Source organism: Exiguobacterium abrahamii (genome assembly GCF_015645365.1).
In the GTDB taxonomy this organism is placed as follows: domain Bacteria; phylum Bacillota; class Bacilli; order Exiguobacteriales; family Exiguobacteriaceae; genus Exiguobacterium_A; species Exiguobacterium_A abrahamii.
This window is the reverse complement of sequence record NZ_JADOYC010000001.1, coordinates 775,276-794,393: the sequence shown is the minus strand read 5'-3', so window position 1 is coordinate 794,393 and position 19,118 is coordinate 775,276. Positions and strand designations below refer to the sequence as shown.

General features: G+C 44.8%; 20 protein-coding genes. 3 read left to right on the top strand and 17 right to left on the bottom strand.

Annotated elements, in window-relative coordinates:
- From ITJ88_RS03890 to pdhA, 3 genes are all read right to left on the bottom strand, one after another.
- Positions 1–1,293 (bottom strand): dihydrolipoamide acetyltransferase family protein, encoded by a 1,293-nt coding sequence (locus ITJ88_RS03890; protein ID WP_195864713.1) that lies wholly within the window; start codon positions 1,291–1,293, stop codon positions 1–3.
- Between the two features lie 101 nt (positions 1,294–1,394).
- A complete protein-coding gene (locus ITJ88_RS03885; protein ID WP_195864712.1) occupies positions 1,395–2,372 on the bottom strand; it encodes an alpha-ketoacid dehydrogenase subunit beta in 978 nt (325 codons plus the stop codon).
- A gap of 3 nt (positions 2,373–2,375) precedes the next feature.
- Positions 2,376–3,458: a pyruvate dehydrogenase (acetyl-transferring) E1 component subunit alpha gene (pdhA, locus tag ITJ88_RS03880; protein ID WP_195864711.1), complete on the bottom strand. Its 1,083-nt coding sequence runs from the start codon at positions 3,456–3,458 to the stop codon at positions 2,376–2,378.
- A 377-nt stretch (positions 3,459–3,835) separates the two neighbouring features.
- Between pdhA and def the strand changes: the two genes are divergently transcribed.
- On the top strand, positions 3,836–4,375 hold the full coding sequence (gene def / locus ITJ88_RS03875; protein ID WP_023468853.1) for a peptide deformylase: 540 nt from the start codon (positions 3,836–3,838) through the stop codon (positions 4,373–4,375).
- Between the two features lie 46 nt (positions 4,376–4,421).
- Here def and rnjA read toward each other — a convergent pair whose 3' ends face one another.
- Together rnjA and ITJ88_RS03865 are read right to left on the bottom strand one after the other, a co-directional pair.
- Complete coding sequence (gene rnjA / locus ITJ88_RS03870; RefSeq protein ID WP_035396693.1) at positions 4,422–6,089, bottom strand: ribonuclease J1; 1,668 nt, start codon at positions 6,087–6,089, stop codon at positions 4,422–4,424.
- The gene (locus ITJ88_RS03865; RefSeq protein WP_023468855.1) at positions 6,086–6,301 is read right to left on the bottom strand and encodes a DNA-dependent RNA polymerase subunit epsilon; all 216 of its coding nucleotides are present in this window, start codon (positions 6,299–6,301) and stop codon (positions 6,086–6,088) included. The genes rnjA and ITJ88_RS03865 overlap by 4 nt, the downstream gene beginning before the upstream one ends.
- A gap of 173 nt (positions 6,302–6,474) precedes the next feature.
- Between ITJ88_RS03865 and ITJ88_RS03860 the strand changes: the two genes are divergently transcribed.
- Positions 6,475–7,251, top strand: a complete 777-nt coding sequence (locus ITJ88_RS03860) for a Cof-type HAD-IIB family hydrolase (protein ID WP_195864710.1) — start codon at positions 6,475–6,477, stop codon at positions 7,249–7,251.
- A 38-nt stretch (positions 7,252–7,289) separates the two neighbouring features.
- On the opposite strand, the gene ITJ88_RS03855 is transcribed toward ITJ88_RS03860, so the two are convergent.
- The 5 genes from ITJ88_RS03855 to ccpC all read right to left on the bottom strand — a co-directional run bounded on the left by ITJ88_RS03855 (position 7,290) and on the right by ccpC (position 12,716).
- Positions 7,290–7,958, bottom strand: coding sequence for a potassium channel family protein (locus ITJ88_RS03855; protein ID WP_023468857.1), 669 nt, complete (start codon positions 7,956–7,958; stop codon positions 7,290–7,292).
- A 104-nt stretch (positions 7,959–8,062) separates the two neighbouring features.
- Positions 8,063–9,085 carry a cytochrome d ubiquinol oxidase subunit II gene (locus ITJ88_RS03850; RefSeq protein ID WP_023468858.1) on the bottom strand — a complete coding sequence of 341 codons (1,023 nt, stop codon included), beginning with the start codon at positions 9,083–9,085 and terminating at the stop codon, positions 8,063–8,065.
- A gap of 12 nt (positions 9,086–9,097) precedes the next feature.
- Positions 9,098–10,495 carry a cytochrome ubiquinol oxidase subunit I gene (locus ITJ88_RS03845; protein WP_023468859.1) on the bottom strand — a complete coding sequence of 466 codons (1,398 nt, stop codon included), beginning with the start codon at positions 10,493–10,495 and terminating at the stop codon, positions 9,098–9,100.
- Positions 10,496–10,729: 234 nt separating this feature from the next.
- Positions 10,730–11,842: an N-acetyldiaminopimelate deacetylase gene (locus ITJ88_RS03840; RefSeq protein ID WP_023468860.1), complete on the bottom strand. Its 1,113-nt coding sequence runs from the start codon at positions 11,840–11,842 to the stop codon at positions 10,730–10,732.
- A complete protein-coding gene (gene ccpC / locus ITJ88_RS03835; protein ID WP_029342184.1) occupies positions 11,826–12,716 on the bottom strand; it encodes a transcriptional regulator CcpC in 891 nt (296 codons plus the stop codon). The genes ITJ88_RS03840 and ccpC overlap by 17 nt, the downstream gene beginning before the upstream one ends.
- A gap of 65 nt (positions 12,717–12,781) precedes the next feature.
- Here ccpC and ITJ88_RS03830 point away from each other — a divergent pair, with 65 nt between their 5' ends.
- Entirely contained in the window at positions 12,782–13,177 is a 396-nt protein-coding gene (locus tag ITJ88_RS03830) for a disulfide bond formation protein B (protein WP_195864709.1), read from the top strand.
- A 49-nt stretch (positions 13,178–13,226) separates the two neighbouring features.
- Here ITJ88_RS03830 and ITJ88_RS03825 read toward each other — a convergent pair whose 3' ends face one another.
- From ITJ88_RS03825 to ITJ88_RS03795, 7 genes are all read right to left on the bottom strand, one after another.
- Positions 13,227–14,498, bottom strand: a complete 1,272-nt coding sequence (locus ITJ88_RS03825; RefSeq protein WP_195864708.1) for an FAD-dependent oxidoreductase — start codon at positions 14,496–14,498, stop codon at positions 13,227–13,229.
- 115 nt (positions 14,499–14,613) lie between these two features.
- The gene (nadE, locus tag ITJ88_RS03820; RefSeq protein WP_195864707.1) at positions 14,614–15,432 is read right to left on the bottom strand and encodes an ammonia-dependent NAD(+) synthetase; all 819 of its coding nucleotides are present in this window, start codon (positions 15,430–15,432) and stop codon (positions 14,614–14,616) included.
- 33 nt (positions 15,433–15,465) lie between these two features.
- Positions 15,466–15,909 carry a BsuPI-related putative proteinase inhibitor gene (locus ITJ88_RS03815; RefSeq protein ID WP_195864706.1) on the bottom strand — a complete coding sequence of 148 codons (444 nt, stop codon included), beginning with the start codon at positions 15,907–15,909 and terminating at the stop codon, positions 15,466–15,468.
- Positions 15,910–15,989: 80 nt separating this feature from the next.
- Positions 15,990–16,202, bottom strand: a complete 213-nt coding sequence (locus ITJ88_RS03810; RefSeq protein ID WP_023468866.1) for a hypothetical protein — start codon at positions 16,200–16,202, stop codon at positions 15,990–15,992.
- A 360-nt stretch (positions 16,203–16,562) separates the two neighbouring features.
- Complete coding sequence (locus tag ITJ88_RS03805; protein WP_195864705.1) at positions 16,563–17,654, bottom strand: conserved virulence factor C family protein; 1,092 nt, start codon at positions 17,652–17,654, stop codon at positions 16,563–16,565.
- Between the two features lie 86 nt (positions 17,655–17,740).
- Positions 17,741–18,454, bottom strand: coding sequence for an alpha/beta fold hydrolase (locus tag ITJ88_RS03800; RefSeq protein WP_195864704.1), 714 nt, complete (start codon positions 18,452–18,454; stop codon positions 17,741–17,743).
- Between the two features lie 8 nt (positions 18,455–18,462).
- Entirely contained in the window at positions 18,463–19,020 is a 558-nt protein-coding gene (locus ITJ88_RS03795; protein WP_195864703.1) for a GNAT family N-acetyltransferase, read from the bottom strand.
- Positions 19,021–19,118: the final 98 nt, after the last annotated feature.

The window sequence follows — 19,118 nt, the reverse complement described above, 5'->3', positions numbered from 1 at the left end:
TTATCCCTCCATGATGAGAAGTTGTGGGTCGTTCAATAGACGTTTAACTAAGTTAAGCGCGTTTTGTGCAGTTGCACCATCGATGAGACGGTGGTCGAAGCTGAATGAAAGTGCAAGAACTGGTGCAGCAACGATTTCGCCGTTTTTAACGACTGCTTTTTCAGCGATACGGCCGATACCGAGGATTGCAACTTCTGGGTGGTTGATGACTGGTGTGAACCACTGACCGCCAGCAGAACCGATGTTAGTGATCGTGATTGATCCGCCTTTCATCTCTTCGCCAGAAAGTTTACCTTCGCGTGCTTTACCAGCAAGGTCGTTGATGTCGTCAGCGAGTGAGAAGATCGATTTACGATCTGCATCTTTAACGACTGGTACGACAAGACCGTTGTCTGTATCTGCAGCGATACCGATGTTGAAGTAGTTTTTGTAGACGATTTCTTCATTTACATCGTCGATTGATGCGTTGATTGCTGGGTATTTTTTAGCAGCAGCAGTCAATGCTTTTACGACGAACGGAAGGTAAGTCAATTTCGTACCTTGAGCAGCCGCAACTTCTTTGAAGTTTTTACGGAGTGCTACGAGGTTCGTAACATCGACTTCGTCCATGAGTGTTACGTGTGGAGCTGTATGTTTCGAGTTAACCATTGCTTTCGAAATCGCTTTACGGATTCCCTTGATTTTCTCGCGTGTTTCAAGTTCAGGTTGAGCAGCAACGTAAGGCTTAACTTCTGTTTTTGGTGCAGAAGCAGCTGCAGCTGGTGCTTTTTCTTCTGTTGCTGGTGCTTCAGAAGTTTGACCACCGTTTGCAAATGCATCGATGTCTTCTTTGACGACACGACCGTTGTCTCCAGAACCTTGGACTTCACGGATGTCGACGCCTTTTTCACGTGCATATTTACGGACAGATGGCATCGCGATGACGCGTTCTGATTTATGGATTTGAACCTCGTTTGGTTTGTCTTCCACTTTTTGATCCGTATCTTGAACGTCTTTCGCGTTGTCTTCAGCTTTTGGTTGCTCTGCTTCTTCAGAAGGAGCAGAACCTTCACCTTCGACTTCGAATGAGATGAGGACGTCGCCAACAACAGCTACGACACCTTCGTCAACTTTTACTTCTTTAACAGTACCATCAACTGGTGATGGGATTTCAACGACTGCTTTATCGTTTTGTACTTCAAGAAGAACGTCGTCTTCCTTGACAGTGTCGCCCGCTTTTACGAACCACTTTACGATTTCACCTTCATGAATACCCTCACCGATATCCGGCAATTTGAATTCAAATAAACCCATTTGAATATGCCTCCTTTTAGTTCACTCTTCTAGTCGATTGTTATCTGTAAAAACGGAAGCAAGGAGAGAATGAACCCCTCTCCTTATTTTCCGAAATGCTCTTAGAAATTGTAGACAGTTTTGACTTTCTCAACGATATCTTTGTGATCTGGGATCCAGACGTCTTCACCTTGTGCGAATGGGAAGATTGTATCTGGAGCAGCAACACGAAGAATTGGCGCTTCGAGGTCAAGGATTGCACGTTCTTGGATTTCAGTTGCAACCATTGCAGCGACACCCGCTTGTTTTTGTGCTTCTTGAACGACGACAACACGGTTTGTTTTCTTGACAGAAGCAAGAATCGTATCGATGTCGATTGGGCTGATTGTCATCAAGTCGATGATTTCGACGCTGATGTTTTCTTTTTCGAGCTCTTCTGCTGCTTTAAGTGAAGCGTGTACCATCGCACCGTAAGTGACGATTGTTACATCTGTACCTTCACGTTTTACATCAGCTTTTCCGAGTTCGATCGTGTAATCGCCCTCTGGCACTTCACCGCGGAATGAACGGTAGAGTTTCATGTGCTCGAGGAAAACGACTGGGTCGTTGTCGCGGATTGATGCGATCAAAAGACCTTTTGCATCGTAAGGTGTTGAAGGAACGACAACTTTAAGTCCTGGTGACTGAGCCATGAGTCCTTCGAGGTTATCTGCGTGAAGTTCCGGTGTTTTAACACCGCCACCGAATGGTGAACGGATTGTAACAGGTGCACTGTATGTGCCGCCTGAACGGTAACGGAGACGCGCAAGTTGTGCTGCGACTGAATCGAATACTTCGAATACGAATCCGAAGAATTGGATTTCCATGATTGGACGGAATCCTGTCAGACTGAATCCGACAGCAAGACCACCAATACCTGATTCTGCAAGTGGTGTATCGAAGACGCGGTCTTCGCCGAGCTCATCTTGAAGACCTTCTGTCGCACGGAATACCCCACCGTTTTTACCGACGTCTTCACCGAACAAGAGAACTTGTTCGTCGCGTTTCATCTCGACGCGCATTGCGTCAGTGATCGCTTGGATCATCGTCATTTGTGCCATGGGTTATTTCGACTCCTTTGCTGTATACTCATCAAGCTGCTCTTGCAGGTTTTGTGGAAGCTTTTCAGCCATCACGTTGATGAAATCTGTAACTTTTTGTTTTGGTTCTTTGTCAGCTTGTGCAAGTGCTTCCTTAACGTCAGCTTTTGCTTGCTCGATGACTTCGTTCTCTTTATCTTCGTTCCAAAGACCTTTTGCTTCCATGAAAGCACGGAAGCGGATGAGTGGATCTTGTGCTTGGTACTCATCATCCATGTCTTTTGTACGGTAACGTGTTGGATCATCACCAGCGAGTGTGTGTGGTCCGTAACGGTAAGTCAATGTTTCGATCAATGTCGGAACACCGTTGAGTGCTTCAACACGCGCTTGTTTCGTAGCTGCGTATACAGCAAGAACGTCCATACCGTCGACTTGGATACCATTGATACCAGCAGCGACAGCTTTTTGAGCGATTGTTTTCGCCATAGATTGTTTTTCGACAGGTGTCGAGATTGCGAAACGGTTGTTTTGAACGACGAAGATTGCAGGTGCTTTGAAAGCTCCAGCGAAGTTCATACCTTCATAGAAGTCACCTTGTGAAGAACCACCATCACCTGTGTAAGTGATTGCGACTTGTTCTTTACCGCTTTTCTTAAGACCGAGAGCAACACCAGCCGTTTGAACGATCTGCGCACCGATGATGATTTGTGGCATTAAGACGTTAACACCTTCAGGAATCTTACCACCTGTGATGTGACCGCGTGAGAACAAGAATGCTTTGTAAAGTGGGAAGCCATGGAAGACCATTTGTGGAATATCACGGTATCCAGGAAGAATCCAGTCATCTTTATCCAAAGCAAATTGCGTACCGATCATTGACGCTTCTTGTCCAGCTACTGGAGCGTAGAAACCAAGACGTCCTTGACGGTTAAGTGAGATTGCACGTTGGTCCCAGATACGTGTGTATACGAGACGACGCATTAATTCCGTAAGCTCTTCATCCGAGAGGTCTGGCATAGCGTCTTTATTGACGACTTCACCTTTCTCGTCAAGAATGCGGAACGTTTCAAAGTTTTCTTCCACGTTTTTAAACATGTTTACGTTCATCTTTTCACCTCATCCTTTCACTGCGTTCAGCGAAATATTCCTCTGACTGATTTGCCCACATGACAATAGTGTCCAAAAAACGAAGTCCCGTGTGACTATCCTTTGAACATGTGTCTGTGTACCTATTCAGTTGAGTAAACTGTATTATCATGAATCGACACGTTATCGTGTCTTGTTCATTACGTTACAAGTATAAATCTGTAACACCTTAAAATCAAAGGAAATGTTTTATTTTTTTCGCGTTTTACATTGTGAATTCAATCACAAAACTAGAATATTCCATCTTCTGTATCATTCGATATTTTCCTACTGTGTTAGTTGTCATCATTCCCCACTTTCCTATGCTATACTTTTTGTAGACGAAAGGAGTGTTGTTCATGATCACCATGAATGAAATCGTACGCGAAGACGTTCCTGCTCTTCACGAACGGTCAGTAGAAGTGACCTTCCCTCTCAGCGATGAGGATAAGGAAACGATGCGACTCATGCGCGAGTTCCTCGCCAACAGTCAAGATGATGAAATTGCGAAGAAATACGATTTACGAAGCGGCATTGGACTTGCAGCACCACAAATCGGTGTCAACAAGCGCATGTTCGCGATCCGCTTACCGGATGGTGATGATTTATTGGAATTTGGTATCTATAATCCAAAAATCATCAGTCATTCCGTCGAGCAGACGTATTTGACGGGCGGCGAAGGATGTCTGTCCGTCGACCGTGAAGTCGAAGGACATGTACCGCGCTATATGCGTATTACCCTAACTGGCATCGATCATAACGGAAATCCTGTAAAATTACGTTTAAAAGGGATGAAAGCAATCGTCTGCCAGCATGAATATGACCATTTAGATGGCGTCATGTTCTATGATCGGATTGATAAAAAAGAACCGTTCAAGGAATACGGTCCTGCCACGTAATACAAAAATCCTCGTTTCCGTTTTCGGAGACGAGGATTTTTTTGAATCAGACTTCCATGATGATCGGCATGACCATTGGATGACGTTGTGTTTTTTCTGTTAAATACGGTGTGAGCGTATCATTGATGACTTGTTTGATATCCGTCCATTTCGTATTACGGTTCGCAAGCGATTGATCAAGCGAACGCTTGAGTAGACGTTCAGCATCTTTAATCAAATTACCCGACTCACGCATGTAGACGAAACCACGCGAGATGATGTCCGGTCCAGAGACGAGACGATTCGTCTTCGAGTCAAGCGTCACGACGACGACGACGAGTCCCTCTTCTGAGAGAATACGGCGATCGCGTAAGACGATGTTTCCGATGTCTCCGATTCCTTTTCCATCGACATAAACGGCATTCGCTTGAATCTTCCCGGTGATAGCGGCTGCATTCGCATCTAATGCGAGTACTTCACCGTTATCCATGACGAAGCAGTTCTCTTCCGGTACACCAGCATCCATCGCAAGCGACATATGCTTCTTCAGCATCCGGTATTCCCCGTGAATCGGCATGAAGTATTTCGGATTCAATAGACGTAACATGAGCAACTGCTCTTGTTGACTACCGTGACCTGATGTATGGATATCATTCAGTTTACCGTACATGACATCTGCACCAGCTTTATATAGCTGATTGATCGTCTTTCCGACAGAAACGACGTTCCCTGGAATCGGTGAAGAAGAGAAGATGACGAGATCATCCGGAATGATCGAGATTTGACGGTGTGTTCCGTTTGCGATACGGCTAAGTGCTGCCATCGGTTCACCTTGCGAACCCGTACAAAGGATCGTCAACTCATTTGATTTATAACGTTTCATCTCGTTCGGCTCGATGATCGTACCCTTCGGCGCTTTGATGAAATCAAGTTCTTGACCAATCATCATGACCTTGTCCATGCTACGTCCGAAGACGACGATTTTCCGTCCTGCTTCTACAGAAGCATTGACGACTTGTTGCAGACGATAGATGTTCGACGCAAACGTCGCGAAGATGATCCGTCCTTCCGCTTTACGGAAGATGTCTGAGATCGTTTCCCCAACGACACGTTCACTCATCGTAAACCCTTCCACTTCTGCATTCGTTGAGTCCGATAGAAGACACAATACGCCTTCTTTACCGAGTTCAGCCATTTTCGCTAAATCAGCCGGCTCTCCGACTGGCGTGAAATCGAACTTGAAGTCCCCTGTATGCACGATGTTCCCTTGTGGTGTTTTGACGACGACACCGAACGAATTCGGAATCGAGTGCGTCGTACGGAAGAACGAGATGCTTGTCTTCCGGAACTTTATGACCGAATCTTCATCGATCTCATGCAGTTCCGCGTTGCGAAGCAAACCATGCTCTTCTAACTTCACCTTGATGAGACCCATCGCAATCTTCCCAGCGTAAATCGGTAAGTTCACTTGTTTAAGCAAGAAAGGCAGACCGCCAATGTGATCTTCATGACCGTGTGTGATGAAGACGCCTTTGACCTTATCCTTATTCTTGATCAAGTACGTGTAATCTGGAATGACATAGTCGATTCCGAGTAATTCATCTTCTGGGAACATGACACCCGCGTCAATGACGATGATCTCATCTTGGAATTGAACGACATACGTGTTCTTCCCGATTTCCCCGAGTCCACCGAGTGCGAAAACGGCGGCCTGATGGTTTTTGACGAACTTCATTCGAACGTCGCAACCTTGAAATCAGGATGTTGTTGTTCGTATGTCAAAAATTCTCCGCTGACTTCGCGGATGAACTCGATGTTGATATCTTTGAGGTGGTCAATCGTTGATCGCACGTCACGAATGCTTTCCCCTTCTACATACATTGTTTCTGTCCGTTCACGAACAGGTGCTTCCGAACGAAGCGGTTGGTAAAATACTTTAAAAATCATGCCTAGCAACTCCTTATCAGTACATTGTTTTTTGTCCTTAGTACAGTATACACGATACATGGACTATTTTTCATCCTTATTCGGCATGTTCCCTTCCGGCAACACGCTTTTGGTTATGCTATACTTTCACATGAACAGGTCATTTCGACCAATTAAAAAGAGAAGGTGAAACCATGGCAAATCAGAAAGTCGTCTTTTTCGATATCGACGGAACCTTATTGCATGATGGTCATTTTGTTCCGGAATCAACAAAACAGGCAATTCGTAAGCTTCAAGAAAATGGTGTCTATGTAGCCCTTGCAACTGGACGCGGACCTGCGATGTTGTCTGGAATCCGTGAATTACTCAACATCGATACGATCATCGGTTACAACGGACAAATCGTTGTTCATCAAAATGAAATCATCTACAAACGTCCACAACCGAAGACGGATTTGACACAGTTGACACAACAAGCGAAAGAAAACGGACATACACTTGTCTACCTCGGTGAAACAAAAGGCTTCACGACGAAATCGAATGACCTTCATGTCGTCGATTCACTCGGAGAGCTTGATATGCCGTTACCAATTCACGATGAAGAAGCGTTTTTATCGCATGATGTTTTCCAAACGCTCGTCTACTGCACAGCTGAAGAAGAGAGCGATTATGTTAAACGTTATGACGCATTCGATTTCATTCGTTGGCACCCACATGCAATGGATGTCATCAATGTCGGTTCTTCGAAAGCAGAAGGGATCAAACAATTCCTGAAATTGACGAATATTCGCCGCGAAGATACCTTTGCATTCGGTGATGCCTTAAACGATTTAGAGATGCTCCGCTACGTTGGAACGGGTATTGCGATGGGCAACGGGCTTCCAGAAACGAAAGCTGCCGCCGATTATGTCACGAAACCCATCCTTGAGGACGGTATCGCACACGGATTAAAAGAATTCCAACTCATTTAATTAAGTACATGTAAAGCTGAGGCGCGCCTCAGCTTTTTTTAGTTCTTCACTTTATGAATCGCACGCTCTAGACGGTCGAGATCCTCATTTTCACCAATGACGACGAGATAGTCCCCTTTTTCAATCATTTCGTCAGCTTGTAGAGAAATCAGAACGTTTTCTCCACGTTTAATCGCGACGACGTTCGCTCCGTATTTGCTTCGTAGATCAAGGTCGATCAATGTTTGTTTTGCCATCCGGTCACTGACTTTAATTTCAACGATCGAAAATTCTTGAGATAAATCGAGATAGTCAAGAATATTGGAACTCATTAAACCGTTCGCAATCCGCACTCCCATATCCCGTTCGGGGTGAACGATGAAATCTGCTCCGATTTTTCGTAATACTTTTTCGTGGTAATCGTTCGTCGCTTTGACAGTAATCGATTGTACCCCGAGCTCTTTTAAGATCAATGTCGTCAAGATGGACGCTTGAATATTTTCCCCGATGGCAACGATGACATGATCGAAGTTTCGGATTCCTAGACTTTTTAAGACGTTCTCATCCGTCGTATCCGCGATGACGGAATGCGTTGCAATTCCCATGAATTCATTGACGCGCTCCTCGTCGGAGTCAATCGCTAAGACATCGTAGCCATTTTTCGATAATTCACGGACAATCGAGCCACCAAAGCGCCCTAGTCCAATTACTGCAAACTCTCCATTCATTTTCACAACTCTCCTTCACAATCGCTCTTCCTTAGTAGTGTACCCGATTCAATTTAAAAATACTATAAACGCCCCTGCGATTCGCAGAGGCGTTTATTCATCCATTATTTTGAGGATTTCCCACGTACATAATCGTTATCGAACAAGAAGAGTCGTAAAATCAAGTACAACGCCGGAATCAAGAGTAAGAGTCCGAAGATGAAGACAACGACGAGTGCGGAAGCCATTGTTTCGTTAACGACCGCTTTGTTGATATCGATATATGGATACAAGATATATGGTAAGTGCGTATAACCATAACCGAACCATGCCACTCCATACTGTAGCATGACCGCGACGAAAGCAATTCCGTAATTCTTCTTCATGTAGACGAGTGTCACCGCAACAAGGAAGAAGATGAAACTAGCAGCGAACCACCACCAGTTCCCGTTTAAGATGTTCTCATAGTGCCATGCCGCTTGATTTTTCAATCCAAAGAAGACAAGTGCACAGACTAGAATCGTCGGACCACTCCAGAAGAGTGCCCATTTACGAATCAATGGCGTAGCCCCTTCATCCTTCGCTTTATCTGCGTAGAACAAGAGGAACATCGCACTGATATAGAGGACGGATACGATAGCGAGTGCTACGACCGACCAAGAGTAAAAGTTCGTAAATAATTTTGTTCCTAAAAACTCGACTGTTTCATTCGTTTTACGAATGAATCCACCTTGACTGATTGTCAAAGTCGTTGACATCGCCGCCGGAATCAATAGACCAGTTGCTCCATATAAGAACGTATAGAACATGCTGTCGTTTGATCCATAATTGGCAAATGCATAGAAGCTACCACGAATCGCAATCAATACGAGAACGATTGAGGCTGGCACGAGCAGTGCCGTACCGAAATAATAAGCGGTATCCGGGAAGAACCCGACTAGTCCGACGAAGAAGAATACGAAGAAGACATTCGTTACCTCCCACACTGGTGAGAGATAACGAAGAATCAATCGATTCGTTAAATGATCCCGCTTCGTATATTTTGAATAAAAGGCGTAAAATCCAGCACCGAAGTCAATTGAGGCAACGATGAGATATCCGTACAGGAAAGTCCAGAGGACCGTAATTCCTAGTGTTTGAACGTCCAAATCGTTCCCTCCTTACTTGTTATCATCCACGAACATAGCTTCCCCACGCGCGTGGTGGTTTTCAGCAAGTTCTTGAAGTTCTTTACCAACCGGGTTTTTCTTGAACATCCGTAATAATACGACTGTACAAATCGTACCGAGCATCAAGTACAAGGCACTGAATAGAATCAACATCGGACCAACAGCAGTTGATGTCGTCGCCGCATCCGCTGTCCGCATGATGCCGTACAGTGTCCAAGGTTGGCGCCCAATTTCAGCATACATCCAACCTGCTTCAATTGAAATCATCGCCAGAGGTCCACCGATGAAGACACCTCTTAATATCCATTTGTTATAAGGATTTAATTTTTTCAAACGGAATGCCAAGATGAACAAGGCAGAGATGGCAGCCAAATACATACCAATCGAAACCATGATATCGAAGAAATAGTGAACGATCAGCGGTGCTTGATCTTCTTTTGCGAACTCATTTAGACCAATGACTTCTGTATCTGGAGCTCCACCCGCAAGAATCGAGAGTGCGTATGGGATTTTGACGGCTCCCTTGATTTCATAACTGCCGTCTTCTTGCTGATCAAGTATCCCACCGAAGATCAACTCGGCTTCACTTGTCGTTTCAAAATGCCATTCAGCAGCCGCGAGTTTCTCTGGCTGATATTTCGCCAAGTATTTCCCTGAGAAGTCCCCGACAAGTGCCGTCGAGAAGGCAAAAATCAATCCAGCCATGACCGTTAAGCGAAGTGCTTTTTTGTGATACGCTGTTTCCGCTGCTGAGAGTGTTTTTTTGCGGAGTAAGTGGAACGCCGCGATTGCCGCCAAGATGAATGCGACTGTCAAATAAGCCGATACGATGACGTGTGTTGCTTTTGTAGGTGTTGCTGTATTGAACATTGCTTTTAATGGTTCGATTTGCGTTAGCGTTCCGTTGACGATCTTAAATCCTTCTGGTGAGTTCATGAAGGAGTTGACTGTCGTAATGAAGAATGCTGATGCTGTCGCACCGATGACGACCGGAATCCCGATCAACCAGTGTAACCATGGGTTTTTGAACCGATCCCACGTGTACAGATAAATACCGAGGAAGATCGCTTCAAAGAAGAACGCAAATGTTTCCATGAATAGCGGTAGTGCGATCGTTTGACCAGCCACTTGCATGAGTGACGGCCAAAGTAGTGATAATTGCAATCCGATAGCCGTCCCTGTCACGACACCGACTGCGACGGTAACGACGTATCCACGCGTCCACCGTCTAGCTAATAAAATATAATCCGGATCTTTGCGTTTCAGACCGATGAATTCAGCTGCGAGTACCATGAGTGGTACCCCGACGCCAATCGTCGCGAATATAATATGAAACGCTAATGTGAGCCCTGTCAACAATCGACTGAGCAATACGGGATCATTGAACATGTATATAGCCCCCTCTTCCTAAAACATACTTCTCTATATGGTCTATAACCGTATCATAGAGAACATAACCCTTTATGTCTGTTTATAATGTTTGATGTAACAAATTGTTCACATGTGCACGTGATTTTTTTCACAAAATGTTCGAAAACTCCTATTCTTACATATATAAAAAGCTTTCCCATTCTTGATTTCGAAAGGGAAAGCTTAATGTCCTTCATTATTTCATAAAACTTTTTAAACATATTCTCGGAAATAATGATCGAGTAAATCAATCACAAATGGAATCGCGGATTCATCCGGATTCAAGGTTGGTTGGTGCAGTCCAGATGTCGGATTGTCGACTCCGAGCCAAAACATCATCCCTGGAATTTCCTTCAACATGAATCCGAAGTCTTCTCCTGTCATTGCTGCATCGCATTCAATGTAGTTCGCATTCATTTTGACGAATGATGAAAATTTATCAACGATGTGTCGGTCATTGACGACCTCGTAATAACGATTTCCGAATTGTAGATCAATCTTGACGCCAAACGAAGCTTCGATTCCCCGGATGATGTCACGAACGCGTCGTTCCAGTTTTTCCATGTCTTCCCCGTTGAGCGCGCGCATCGTACCGTCAAGAACAGCTCTACCGGCGATGACGTTTTCTCGAATCCCGGCATCCACTTTTCCAATCGTAATGACGCTACAATTCATCGGATTGATGGATCGGCTGACGATTGTTTGCAATTGCATGATCAAGGCTGCTTGCGCAACGACCGTATCAATCGTCAAATGAGGAAATGCCGCATGACCACTTTGACCATAGATCGTGATATGGACTTCTCGAGCACTCGCGAACAAGACGCCGGGACGGCTTGCAATCGTACCGACTGGATACTCCGGTGCGACGTGAAGACCATACATCTCACTTGGACGATATTTTTCAAACAACGGACTTTTAATCATCGGTTCTGCCCCGCCCGGACCTTCTTCCGCTGGTTGGAATAAAAAGACGACATCATCCATGACCGGCAATTCAATGATTCGTTTCATCAATCCCAACGCAATCGACGTGTGCATATCGTGACCACAGGCATGCATGAAGCCTGGATGTTCCGAACAAAATGGAAGACCTGTCGCTTCTTCGATTGGTAACCCATCAATGTCTGCCCGGTATCCAATCGTCCGATTTCCAGTCAATCCTTTCACTCGAACGAAAACACCCGTTTCAAACGTGTCATACGTGACACGATCTGGTGGATAAGCACGAATTTGTTCCAATATAAAAGCTTGCGTCTTAAATTCCTTGAACCCTGGTTCTGGTATTTTATGAAGCGCGCGCCGCATTTCAATGGCGTATTCCATCTGACTGACTTCCTCCTTCTTCTTTTACGATGTCCCAAAATGCTTGAACTTGTTTTAGTTCAAGCATCGATTCCGTAGACAAAATCCATGTATCTCGCTTTAATATCTTTCCGGACGAGGTTTTTAACGGAAGCTGCATGACTTCATTTGATTGTTGGATCGTCGACTCGGGTAAAATCGCAAATCCAATTCCATGTAGAGCCATCTGCTTACATGTCTCGATTTGATCGACGACCAGCGTCCGAGATGGTGGACTTGCGAACCGATCTTGCCACCATTCTAAAATTTCTTGATAGTACGTTGAATCACTCTTGAACTGGATGAATGGTCGATCCGTCACGCGTAACTGTTCGATTGACGTCAACTCACTATCGACTAAATAGAGCGGATCCGAGAAAAGACGTTCTTTAACACCTTTCCAGTCCGGGTTTCCACGAATGATCCCGATATGAAAATGTTCCTCTAACATATGACGCATCATCTCACTGGACCATCCCGTGACAAGCTGAACACGGACATGCGGATAACGCTCAACGAATCGTTTCAAGACACGCGGGAGCCAGTATTGCCCCATGATGGAAGCGACGGCAATCCGAAGCGTCCCATAAACAGCACCCTCTTCTGCCGTCAATTCACTTTTTAACTCAAGTTCCTTCCGGTTCATCTCTTTTGCGAGACCGATTACTTTTTCTCCTTGTGGTGTGATGCTTAACCCACGCGATGAACGAATGAATAACTTTGTTCCCCAGCGTCTTTCAATCGCAACGAGACGTTGACTAAGTGCAGGTTGCGAGACGAATAATCGTTCAGCAGCGCGCCTCATATTCAATTCTTCCGATAAGGTGATCAACATTTCCATTTCCGACACTTGCAATGTGAGATTCGACTCCTCATGATATAAGATGGCATTAGTTTAACACGTTAGAAAGGACGATACATATGACACGCTATCATTTTATGTTCATCATCTCAACGATTGCAACGCTTGGCAGTCTCTATTTCAGTGAAATTCGCGGATTCATCCCCTGCCCTCTCTGTTGGTGGCAACGACTATTCATGTATACGACTGCCTTTTATTTGCTCATCTCGCTATTCCGGTCGAAAACGATTGATCCGCTCTTCGTCCGCCTGTATGTGTTTGCCGGCTTTGGTGTCGCCTTGTACCACGTCATTCTTGAGCGCTTACCCGATGGCGAAGCGTTATGTACAAGCGGCTGTCTCATCAAATGGGTCAACTATTTTGGTTTCTTGACGATTCCGATGATGAGTCTCATTGCCTTCACTTTACTCTTGATTTTAGCGTTCTATCCAGCACGTTCGAACAATGAAGCATAAGATACAAAAAAGAGAAGTCGAATCGACTTCTCTTTTTTGTCGTTTGACATCACGTCCAGCGATTGAAGACGCTCACGGCACTTGAGAACGCAAGCTCTGAGAGCTGTCCCGTACCTTCACACCAGTCCCCGACGAAAGCGACACCTGCATGATCCGGAATATGAGTCGCAAGCGGCGCTTGCCCCATTTTCCATTTGATTTCTTGTACGACTGCTCGTTTGATCGTTCGTTCTGCGACGATACGTTGTCGCCAATCTGCAAAATGAACGTCAAGCATCTGTTCGATTCCTGTTCGGACGTGTCCAATATAATCAGGATCCTCAAGTCGATCGTGTTCAAGATAGACGATTGCTTGAAGGACTTGACCATCCTTCGGTGCAAGACTTGCATCATAATGCGATAAATCGGTGATGAACGCTCGATGCGAGCGGTCGTAGATGTATGAATACGGTGTTTGGATATACGGATGAAGTCCAAGATCATACACGAATACTTCTACCGGTTCATGACTTGCATATGGTGTAACAAATCGCTGAATGGCAGTGGGAGTCGCCATTTTTAAGATTTCACGCGGTGGGACGGCAAAGATGATCCGTTCGACGTTCCATTCTTGTTTCTTTCGATCACGTACTAAGAATCCTGTCGTAGTCGATTCGACTGCTGTTATTTTTGTTTTTTTCAGGATTTCTCCGTGGTTCTCTAGGATGATCCGTTCCAACTCCTGTACTAACCCTTGCCATCCACCTTCGATGTATGAGACAGGCTTGCGCGTCCGAAAAAGTTTTTGATAGTACTCGAAATAGACGTCTGACGGAATTTTTTCGGGTTCTGCCGTAAAAAAGTTCGTTGATGCCAAATCAAGCATCAACTGTGCCACTTGTTCATCGACTCGTTCTGTCTTTAACCATTGCCCGATCGATTGTTGCGGATCCCCTCGTTCGACTCGTAAAATCGTTTTAATGATTTCCCATGTGAAACGCACTTTGTTCGTTCCTTCGATGACTTCTGTTTTCAATAATCCCCAGGCATTCGCAGGAACTGCCGTCAAATGACCTGAAAACTCATATTTCGCACGACTCGCTGAGAAATCCAGCCACGTTACTTCGATACCGAGCTGTTTCGTTAGTTTGCGAAGAATCGATTGATCGCGTCCATAAATCGCATGAGCACCGTAATTAAACGTAAATCCTTTTACGGTTTGAGAGGTGGCACGTCCTCCGAGCAATCCCGCATCCCAGAGCGTGACCGGTGTTCCTTGTTTTGCGAATAATGCTGCTGCCGTCAAGCCGGATAACCCTCCACCTATGATCCCAATCGTCATACTCTCGCCTCCTCAATCATCGTTTCTCTTCTTTTCCCATAACGATTAAAGAAGAATCGAAGAACATGAAAAAAGACGTGATTTCACGAATGAAATCACGCCTCCTTATTTTGGATTAGGCTTTCCACCATTCATCGAGTGGTGAAACGGGCATATGATGCTTATGTCCAACACGTTTATACTGCGTCTCTAACTTTTCTTGACTTGCTTCTGAAATCGTTTTGCCTTCCAAGTAGTCATCGATTTCTTCATACGTCATACCAAGTGCCACTTCGTCTGGTAGTGCCGGACGATTTTCTTCAAGATCTGCTGTCGGAACTTTTTCAATCAAGATTTCTGGTGCGTTCAAGTAACGTAAGAGTTGTTTCCCTTGCCGTTTATTCAGTCCTGTCAATGGCGTCAAATCACATGCACCATCACCGTGTTTCGTGTAGAATCCCGTCACGAATTCAGCTGCATGATCCGTTCCAACGACTAAACAGCCATAATGAGCGGCTAAATCATATTGGCTTTTCATTCGCTCCCGCGCTTTCGTATTTCCTTTACTAAAGTCGGAAAGTTCTGCACCTGTCGCTTCTGTGAACGCCTGCATCGATGCTTCGACTGCTGGTTTAATGTTCACACGAAGCGAATGATCCGGTTGAATGAACGTCAAGGCTGTCTGTGCGTCTGCTTCATCTTGTTGTTCCCCGTAAGGCAAGCGGACCGCATAAAACGCGACATCTTTCCCCTCTTCTTTTCGCAACTCTTCAACAGCCAGTTGGCACAGACGACCGGCGAGCGAAGAATCTTGTCCCCCTGAGATGCCTAATACGAATCCTTTTGCTCCTGTATGCTTGAGATACGCCTTCAAGAAGGCTACCCGCTCGTTTACTTCTTGTGCTGGGTCAATGACAGGTTTTACGCCTGTTACTTGGATGATTTCTTGCTGCATGAATCGCTTCACTCCTTCATGTTGTGTTAATCGTCATTTTGAATCAATCATTTGCTGATCCGTCGTTTGTTTCGCACTTGCTCCTTTAAACTGACGGATTGTCGATACGCGTACTTCCGTACTATCACCTAAAGAGGAGATTGGTAATTCAACCGTATACTGTTTCGTTTCGCGTTTCGTGAACGTATCTTTTTCAATCGCTTGCGTGAATACTTGCTCTTTCTCAAAATCATACGTTACGTGTTGTTTCGCATCAATCAATTGAGCCTGAAAACGTTGCGAGGAAGGATACGTCACGTTCACACTGTGATCATTTGGATTCGTTAAAGAAATGTCTAATTGCATCATGTCGTTCTGCTTTGTCGTTTTGACTGCGATCTGAATCGGTTCGTTCGTGGTTGTTGCCTGTTGTTTCTTTTCTTGGCAACCTGCTAAACAAACAGAAAGCAGTAGCAGAATGAAAACGAGACGTTTCATCTCATCCCTCCTTTTATCTCTAATAATTTTATCACAAAAAAAAGCGAGAGAGGATTCTCCTCTCTCGCACGTTTATCCACTTATGCCACAGGTAAAGTCGATGGATTCATCTTGAATGAAAACAATTGCTCTAATCCTGTCGCAAACAGTTCGTCACAAATATCCTCTGCCGCGTTTGCTGGCGCGACTAATGTAATCGTACGACTGTCGATTGTTTCGATCGTTACATATACCCCTGTTTTTGTCCGTTCCTTGTATCCTACTGCTAAATCTGTTTCAGCGAAAAGTAACATATCCCCGATTCTCCCCTTTTCTCATTCATAATGCCCAGCCAAGAGATGACCTACATGATTCGAATTCGTTATTGTAGGTTAACTGTACCAAAGGGCAGGAAAAAGAAGAAAATTGTCATTCGACATTTCATTTCAAAACAATATTTCAATTTCATCAGGGATATTTTGGAATACTCGATTTAGTTGTTATATGCAAGCGTTTTAATAAGCATTTCCAACACATTTCATTTCGATTTCAAAAAGATGACAACATAATTTTGATTATTTTACCAGCGTTTTTAGACAACAGGGAAAATATACCTAGACAATTGGTGACTCATTTTGTCGAATGATTCTCTTAAGCAATTATTTTTTGAGTTCTTATGAACTTTCATCTATCATTCGATTCATTTGCTGCCAAACCGTTCCTAGTGCTTCTTCCCCACTTTCGATCCGCGTTAATGCGAGTTCGGCTTGTAGAGCCACTTCATATTCCCGGTCTCGAATGGCTTCACGCAGTCTTGGAATTGACTGTTCCGTTCCGACATCAAACAGGAAGCGAGCAGCTCGCCAGCGTACTAATTTATTTTTATCCGCTAACGCTTCCATCATCATTGGTTCGGCTTCTGGCATCGCCCAATCTGAAATCGTATCGCCTGCTGTCCGGCGAACGATGCCTGACGGATCATGCAGTGCACTCGTCAAATACTCTAACAGTTCTTCACGGTGATCTTCGAACATCCCAAGCTTTACGATCGCTTGACGTCGAATTTGCATCTTCTCATCCTGTAACAGGCGAGCATAAGCTGGAACCCATTCCATCTCAACAGGTAGTTCATCGAGCGCCGCGAATCGTTCTTTCCAATCGGATGATTGAATCGCTTGACCGCTAAATGTAATATCTTCTCCTGCTGCGAGCGACTTGAGACGCTCGATACGTTCGACTGGATAGGCAATCTCAATCTCATTCGCTACTTCACGCAAACTTTCGTCAAGGTCACCGTATCGAGGTGCTTGTTCCACCCAGCGTCGATCGCTAATGACATTCTGAACGAATGGTTGGACGAATAGCGCTGCTTCTCGGAAACGTTCCGGCAGCCCTTCTCGTTTTTCTTCTAATCCTTTCACACCTTTGATTTGCATCGGTACGCCTAAAATGAACTGCACGAATAGATGGACAGGTTCATACTCAGCATCCGTCTCGTGCTGTTCAACGTCATTTAACGTTTCACCGAACGCACGTCGTATATCGATGACAAGCGAGCGCCAATCATATTTCGGATAACGCTCGATCGATAAAAAGTCACTGACCTGATAAACGAACTTAACGCCAGGTATTTCAAGTAATCGCTGAATGTGTTCCGGTGCGCCAAAGGCATGCTCAAATGTCTGCCCCTTTTCCGAAAAGACCTCATCAACGATGACTTTCATGTTATTTGGACTTGGTGTTGGTTCAATCGCTACGATTTTCATGTGTATCCCCTCCACTTCTATCATTTCAGATATCTAATCTGAAATGCAAAGTAAATGCCCTACAGACGTGACCGTAGGGCAAAAACTTACTTGAATGCTTCTTCGATGATTGTAACGAAAGCATCCGGTGTCTCAAGCATCCCCATGTGTCCACTGTCTGTTGACCGATGTATGAGATGATCATTCTTTGGTGCAAATGCACTTTCCTCTGAAATCAGTTGATCTTTCGTGCCATGAATGATGAGACCCTTCACGCTTGCTCTCGTCAAGACCTTCGTCATATCTCGCCGATCTCGCATCGCAGAGAGCGAACGAATAGCTCCTTCGACCGTCATCATATATCCAATCTCAAGTGCTTCAGCGACAGCAAACTCATCTGCCCCTTCAGCGAATAAGGATGGAACAAGACCATTGACGAATTCTCTGACACCGACTTCTTCGACGCGCGTGATGTTTTGATTTCGTTTTTGTTTTGCTTGTTCATCATCTGCTTTAGCTGTCGAGTACACAAGACCGTATCCACTGATTTGATCCGCATACCCTTCAACGATTGCAGCTGTGATGTATCCACCAAAGGAATGCCCGATGATGATCGGCTTTTCGATACCACGTCGATCAAGTTCATGCATGACCCATTCTGCAAAGCCTTCAATCGTATCCGGACCAACATCGAGTCCTTCATGTCCCGGTAAACTTAGTGGTAATACATCAAAGGAATGTCGTAAATTTGCCTCTACCCGATTAAAATAATCTGTTCCTCCTGTAAATCCATGCAGGAGTACAAGTGTTTGTTTTTCCATTGACTACCTCATCCCTTCCATTCAGATGCGAGCATCCGGTACATCGTCAAGTCCATGAAACGACCATGACTGTACGCATAATCTGCTAGTAAGCCTTCTGCTTTGAATCCTAATTTTTGTACTAATGCATTAGAAGCGAGATTTTCAGGTGCGACGAGGGCGCTGATCCGATGGAGAGCAAATTCTTCAAAGCCGTACGTCAGAACAGCTCTTGCCGCTTCCGAGGCGACACCACGTTGCCAATAGTCTTGACTAACTTCAAAACCAATTTCAGCCCGATGGTATTGAGACAGCCAGTTATGAAAACCAATCGTCCCGATCAATTGATTCGTTTGCGCATCAGCAATTGCCCAGCGAATCGCTTTACCTTGCGTGAACTGTTCCTTAAAGTAACTGATGACATTTTTAGCTTCATAGACCGTTACGAGCGGATCTGATCCGTAATAGTACATGACTTTATCGTCCGATAGGATTTTAAACAATTCGCGTGCGTCACGGTTTTCGAGCTCACGTAATATAAAGCGCTCGGTCCGCAATTCCGGGAAAGGCTTTCGCAAGCCCCACATGCTCCATCACCTCTCTTTATGCTTCTCTATGTAGTATGCCCGTTTTCAGAAGTAAATATCCTTTCAGGCAATTCGAAGTTTTGCTACTATTAAATTAT

What these genes read in the sequence shown, in the direction of transcription:
- ITJ88_RS03845 (WP_023468859.1), bottom strand. Translation starts at nt 10,495, where the DNA reads ATGTTCAATGATCCCGTATTGCTCAGTCGATTGTTGACAGGGCTCACA.
- ITJ88_RS03840 (WP_023468860.1), bottom strand. Translation starts at nt 11,842, where the DNA reads ATGGAATACGCCATTGAAATGCGGCGCGCGCTTCATAAAATACCAGAA.
- ITJ88_RS03805 (WP_195864705.1), bottom strand. Translation starts at nt 17,654, where the DNA reads ATGAAAATCGTAGCGATTGAACCAACACCAAGTCCAAATAACATGAAA.
- ITJ88_RS03815 (WP_195864706.1), bottom strand. Translation starts at nt 15,909, where the DNA reads ATGAAACGTCTCGTTTTCATTCTGCTACTGCTTTCTGTTTGTTTAGCA.
- ITJ88_RS03825 (WP_195864708.1), bottom strand. Translation starts at nt 14,498, where the DNA reads ATGACGATTGGGATCATAGGTGGAGGGTTATCCGGCTTGACGGCAGCA.
- rnjA (WP_035396693.1), bottom strand. Translation starts at nt 6,089, where the DNA reads ATGAAGTTCGTCAAAAACCATCAGGCCGCCGTTTTCGCACTCGGTGGA.
- ITJ88_RS03830 (WP_195864709.1), top strand. Translation starts at nt 12,782, where the DNA reads ATGACACGCTATCATTTTATGTTCATCATCTCAACGATTGCAACGCTT.
- def (WP_023468853.1), top strand. Translation starts at nt 3,836, where the DNA reads ATGATCACCATGAATGAAATCGTACGCGAAGACGTTCCTGCTCTTCAC.
- ITJ88_RS03860 (WP_195864710.1), top strand. Translation starts at nt 6,475, where the DNA reads ATGGCAAATCAGAAAGTCGTCTTTTTCGATATCGACGGAACCTTATTG.
- ITJ88_RS03855 (WP_023468857.1), bottom strand. Translation starts at nt 7,958, where the DNA reads ATGAATGGAGAGTTTGCAGTAATTGGACTAGGGCGCTTTGGTGGCTCG.
- ITJ88_RS03810 (WP_023468866.1), bottom strand. Translation starts at nt 16,202, where the DNA reads ATGTTACTTTTCGCTGAAACAGATTTAGCAGTAGGATACAAGGAACGG.
- ITJ88_RS03890 (WP_195864713.1), bottom strand. Translation starts at nt 1,293, where the DNA reads ATGGGTTTATTTGAATTCAAATTGCCGGATATCGGTGAGGGTATTCAT.
- ITJ88_RS03885 (WP_195864712.1), bottom strand. Translation starts at nt 2,372, where the DNA reads ATGGCACAAATGACGATGATCCAAGCGATCACTGACGCAATGCGCGTC.
- ITJ88_RS03800 (WP_195864704.1), bottom strand. Translation starts at nt 18,454, where the DNA reads ATGGAAAAACAAACACTTGTACTCCTGCATGGATTTACAGGAGGAACA.
- ITJ88_RS03865 (WP_023468855.1), bottom strand. Translation starts at nt 6,301, where the DNA reads ATGATTTTTAAAGTATTTTACCAACCGCTTCGTTCGGAAGCACCTGTT.
- nadE (WP_195864707.1), bottom strand. Translation starts at nt 15,432, where the DNA reads ATGCAGCAAGAAATCATCCAAGTAACAGGCGTAAAACCTGTCATTGAC.
- ITJ88_RS03795 (WP_195864703.1), bottom strand. Translation starts at nt 19,020, where the DNA reads ATGTGGGGCTTGCGAAAGCCTTTCCCGGAATTGCGGACCGAGCGCTTT.
- pdhA (WP_195864711.1), bottom strand. Translation starts at nt 3,458, where the DNA reads ATGAACGTAAACATGTTTAAAAACGTGGAAGAAAACTTTGAAACGTTC.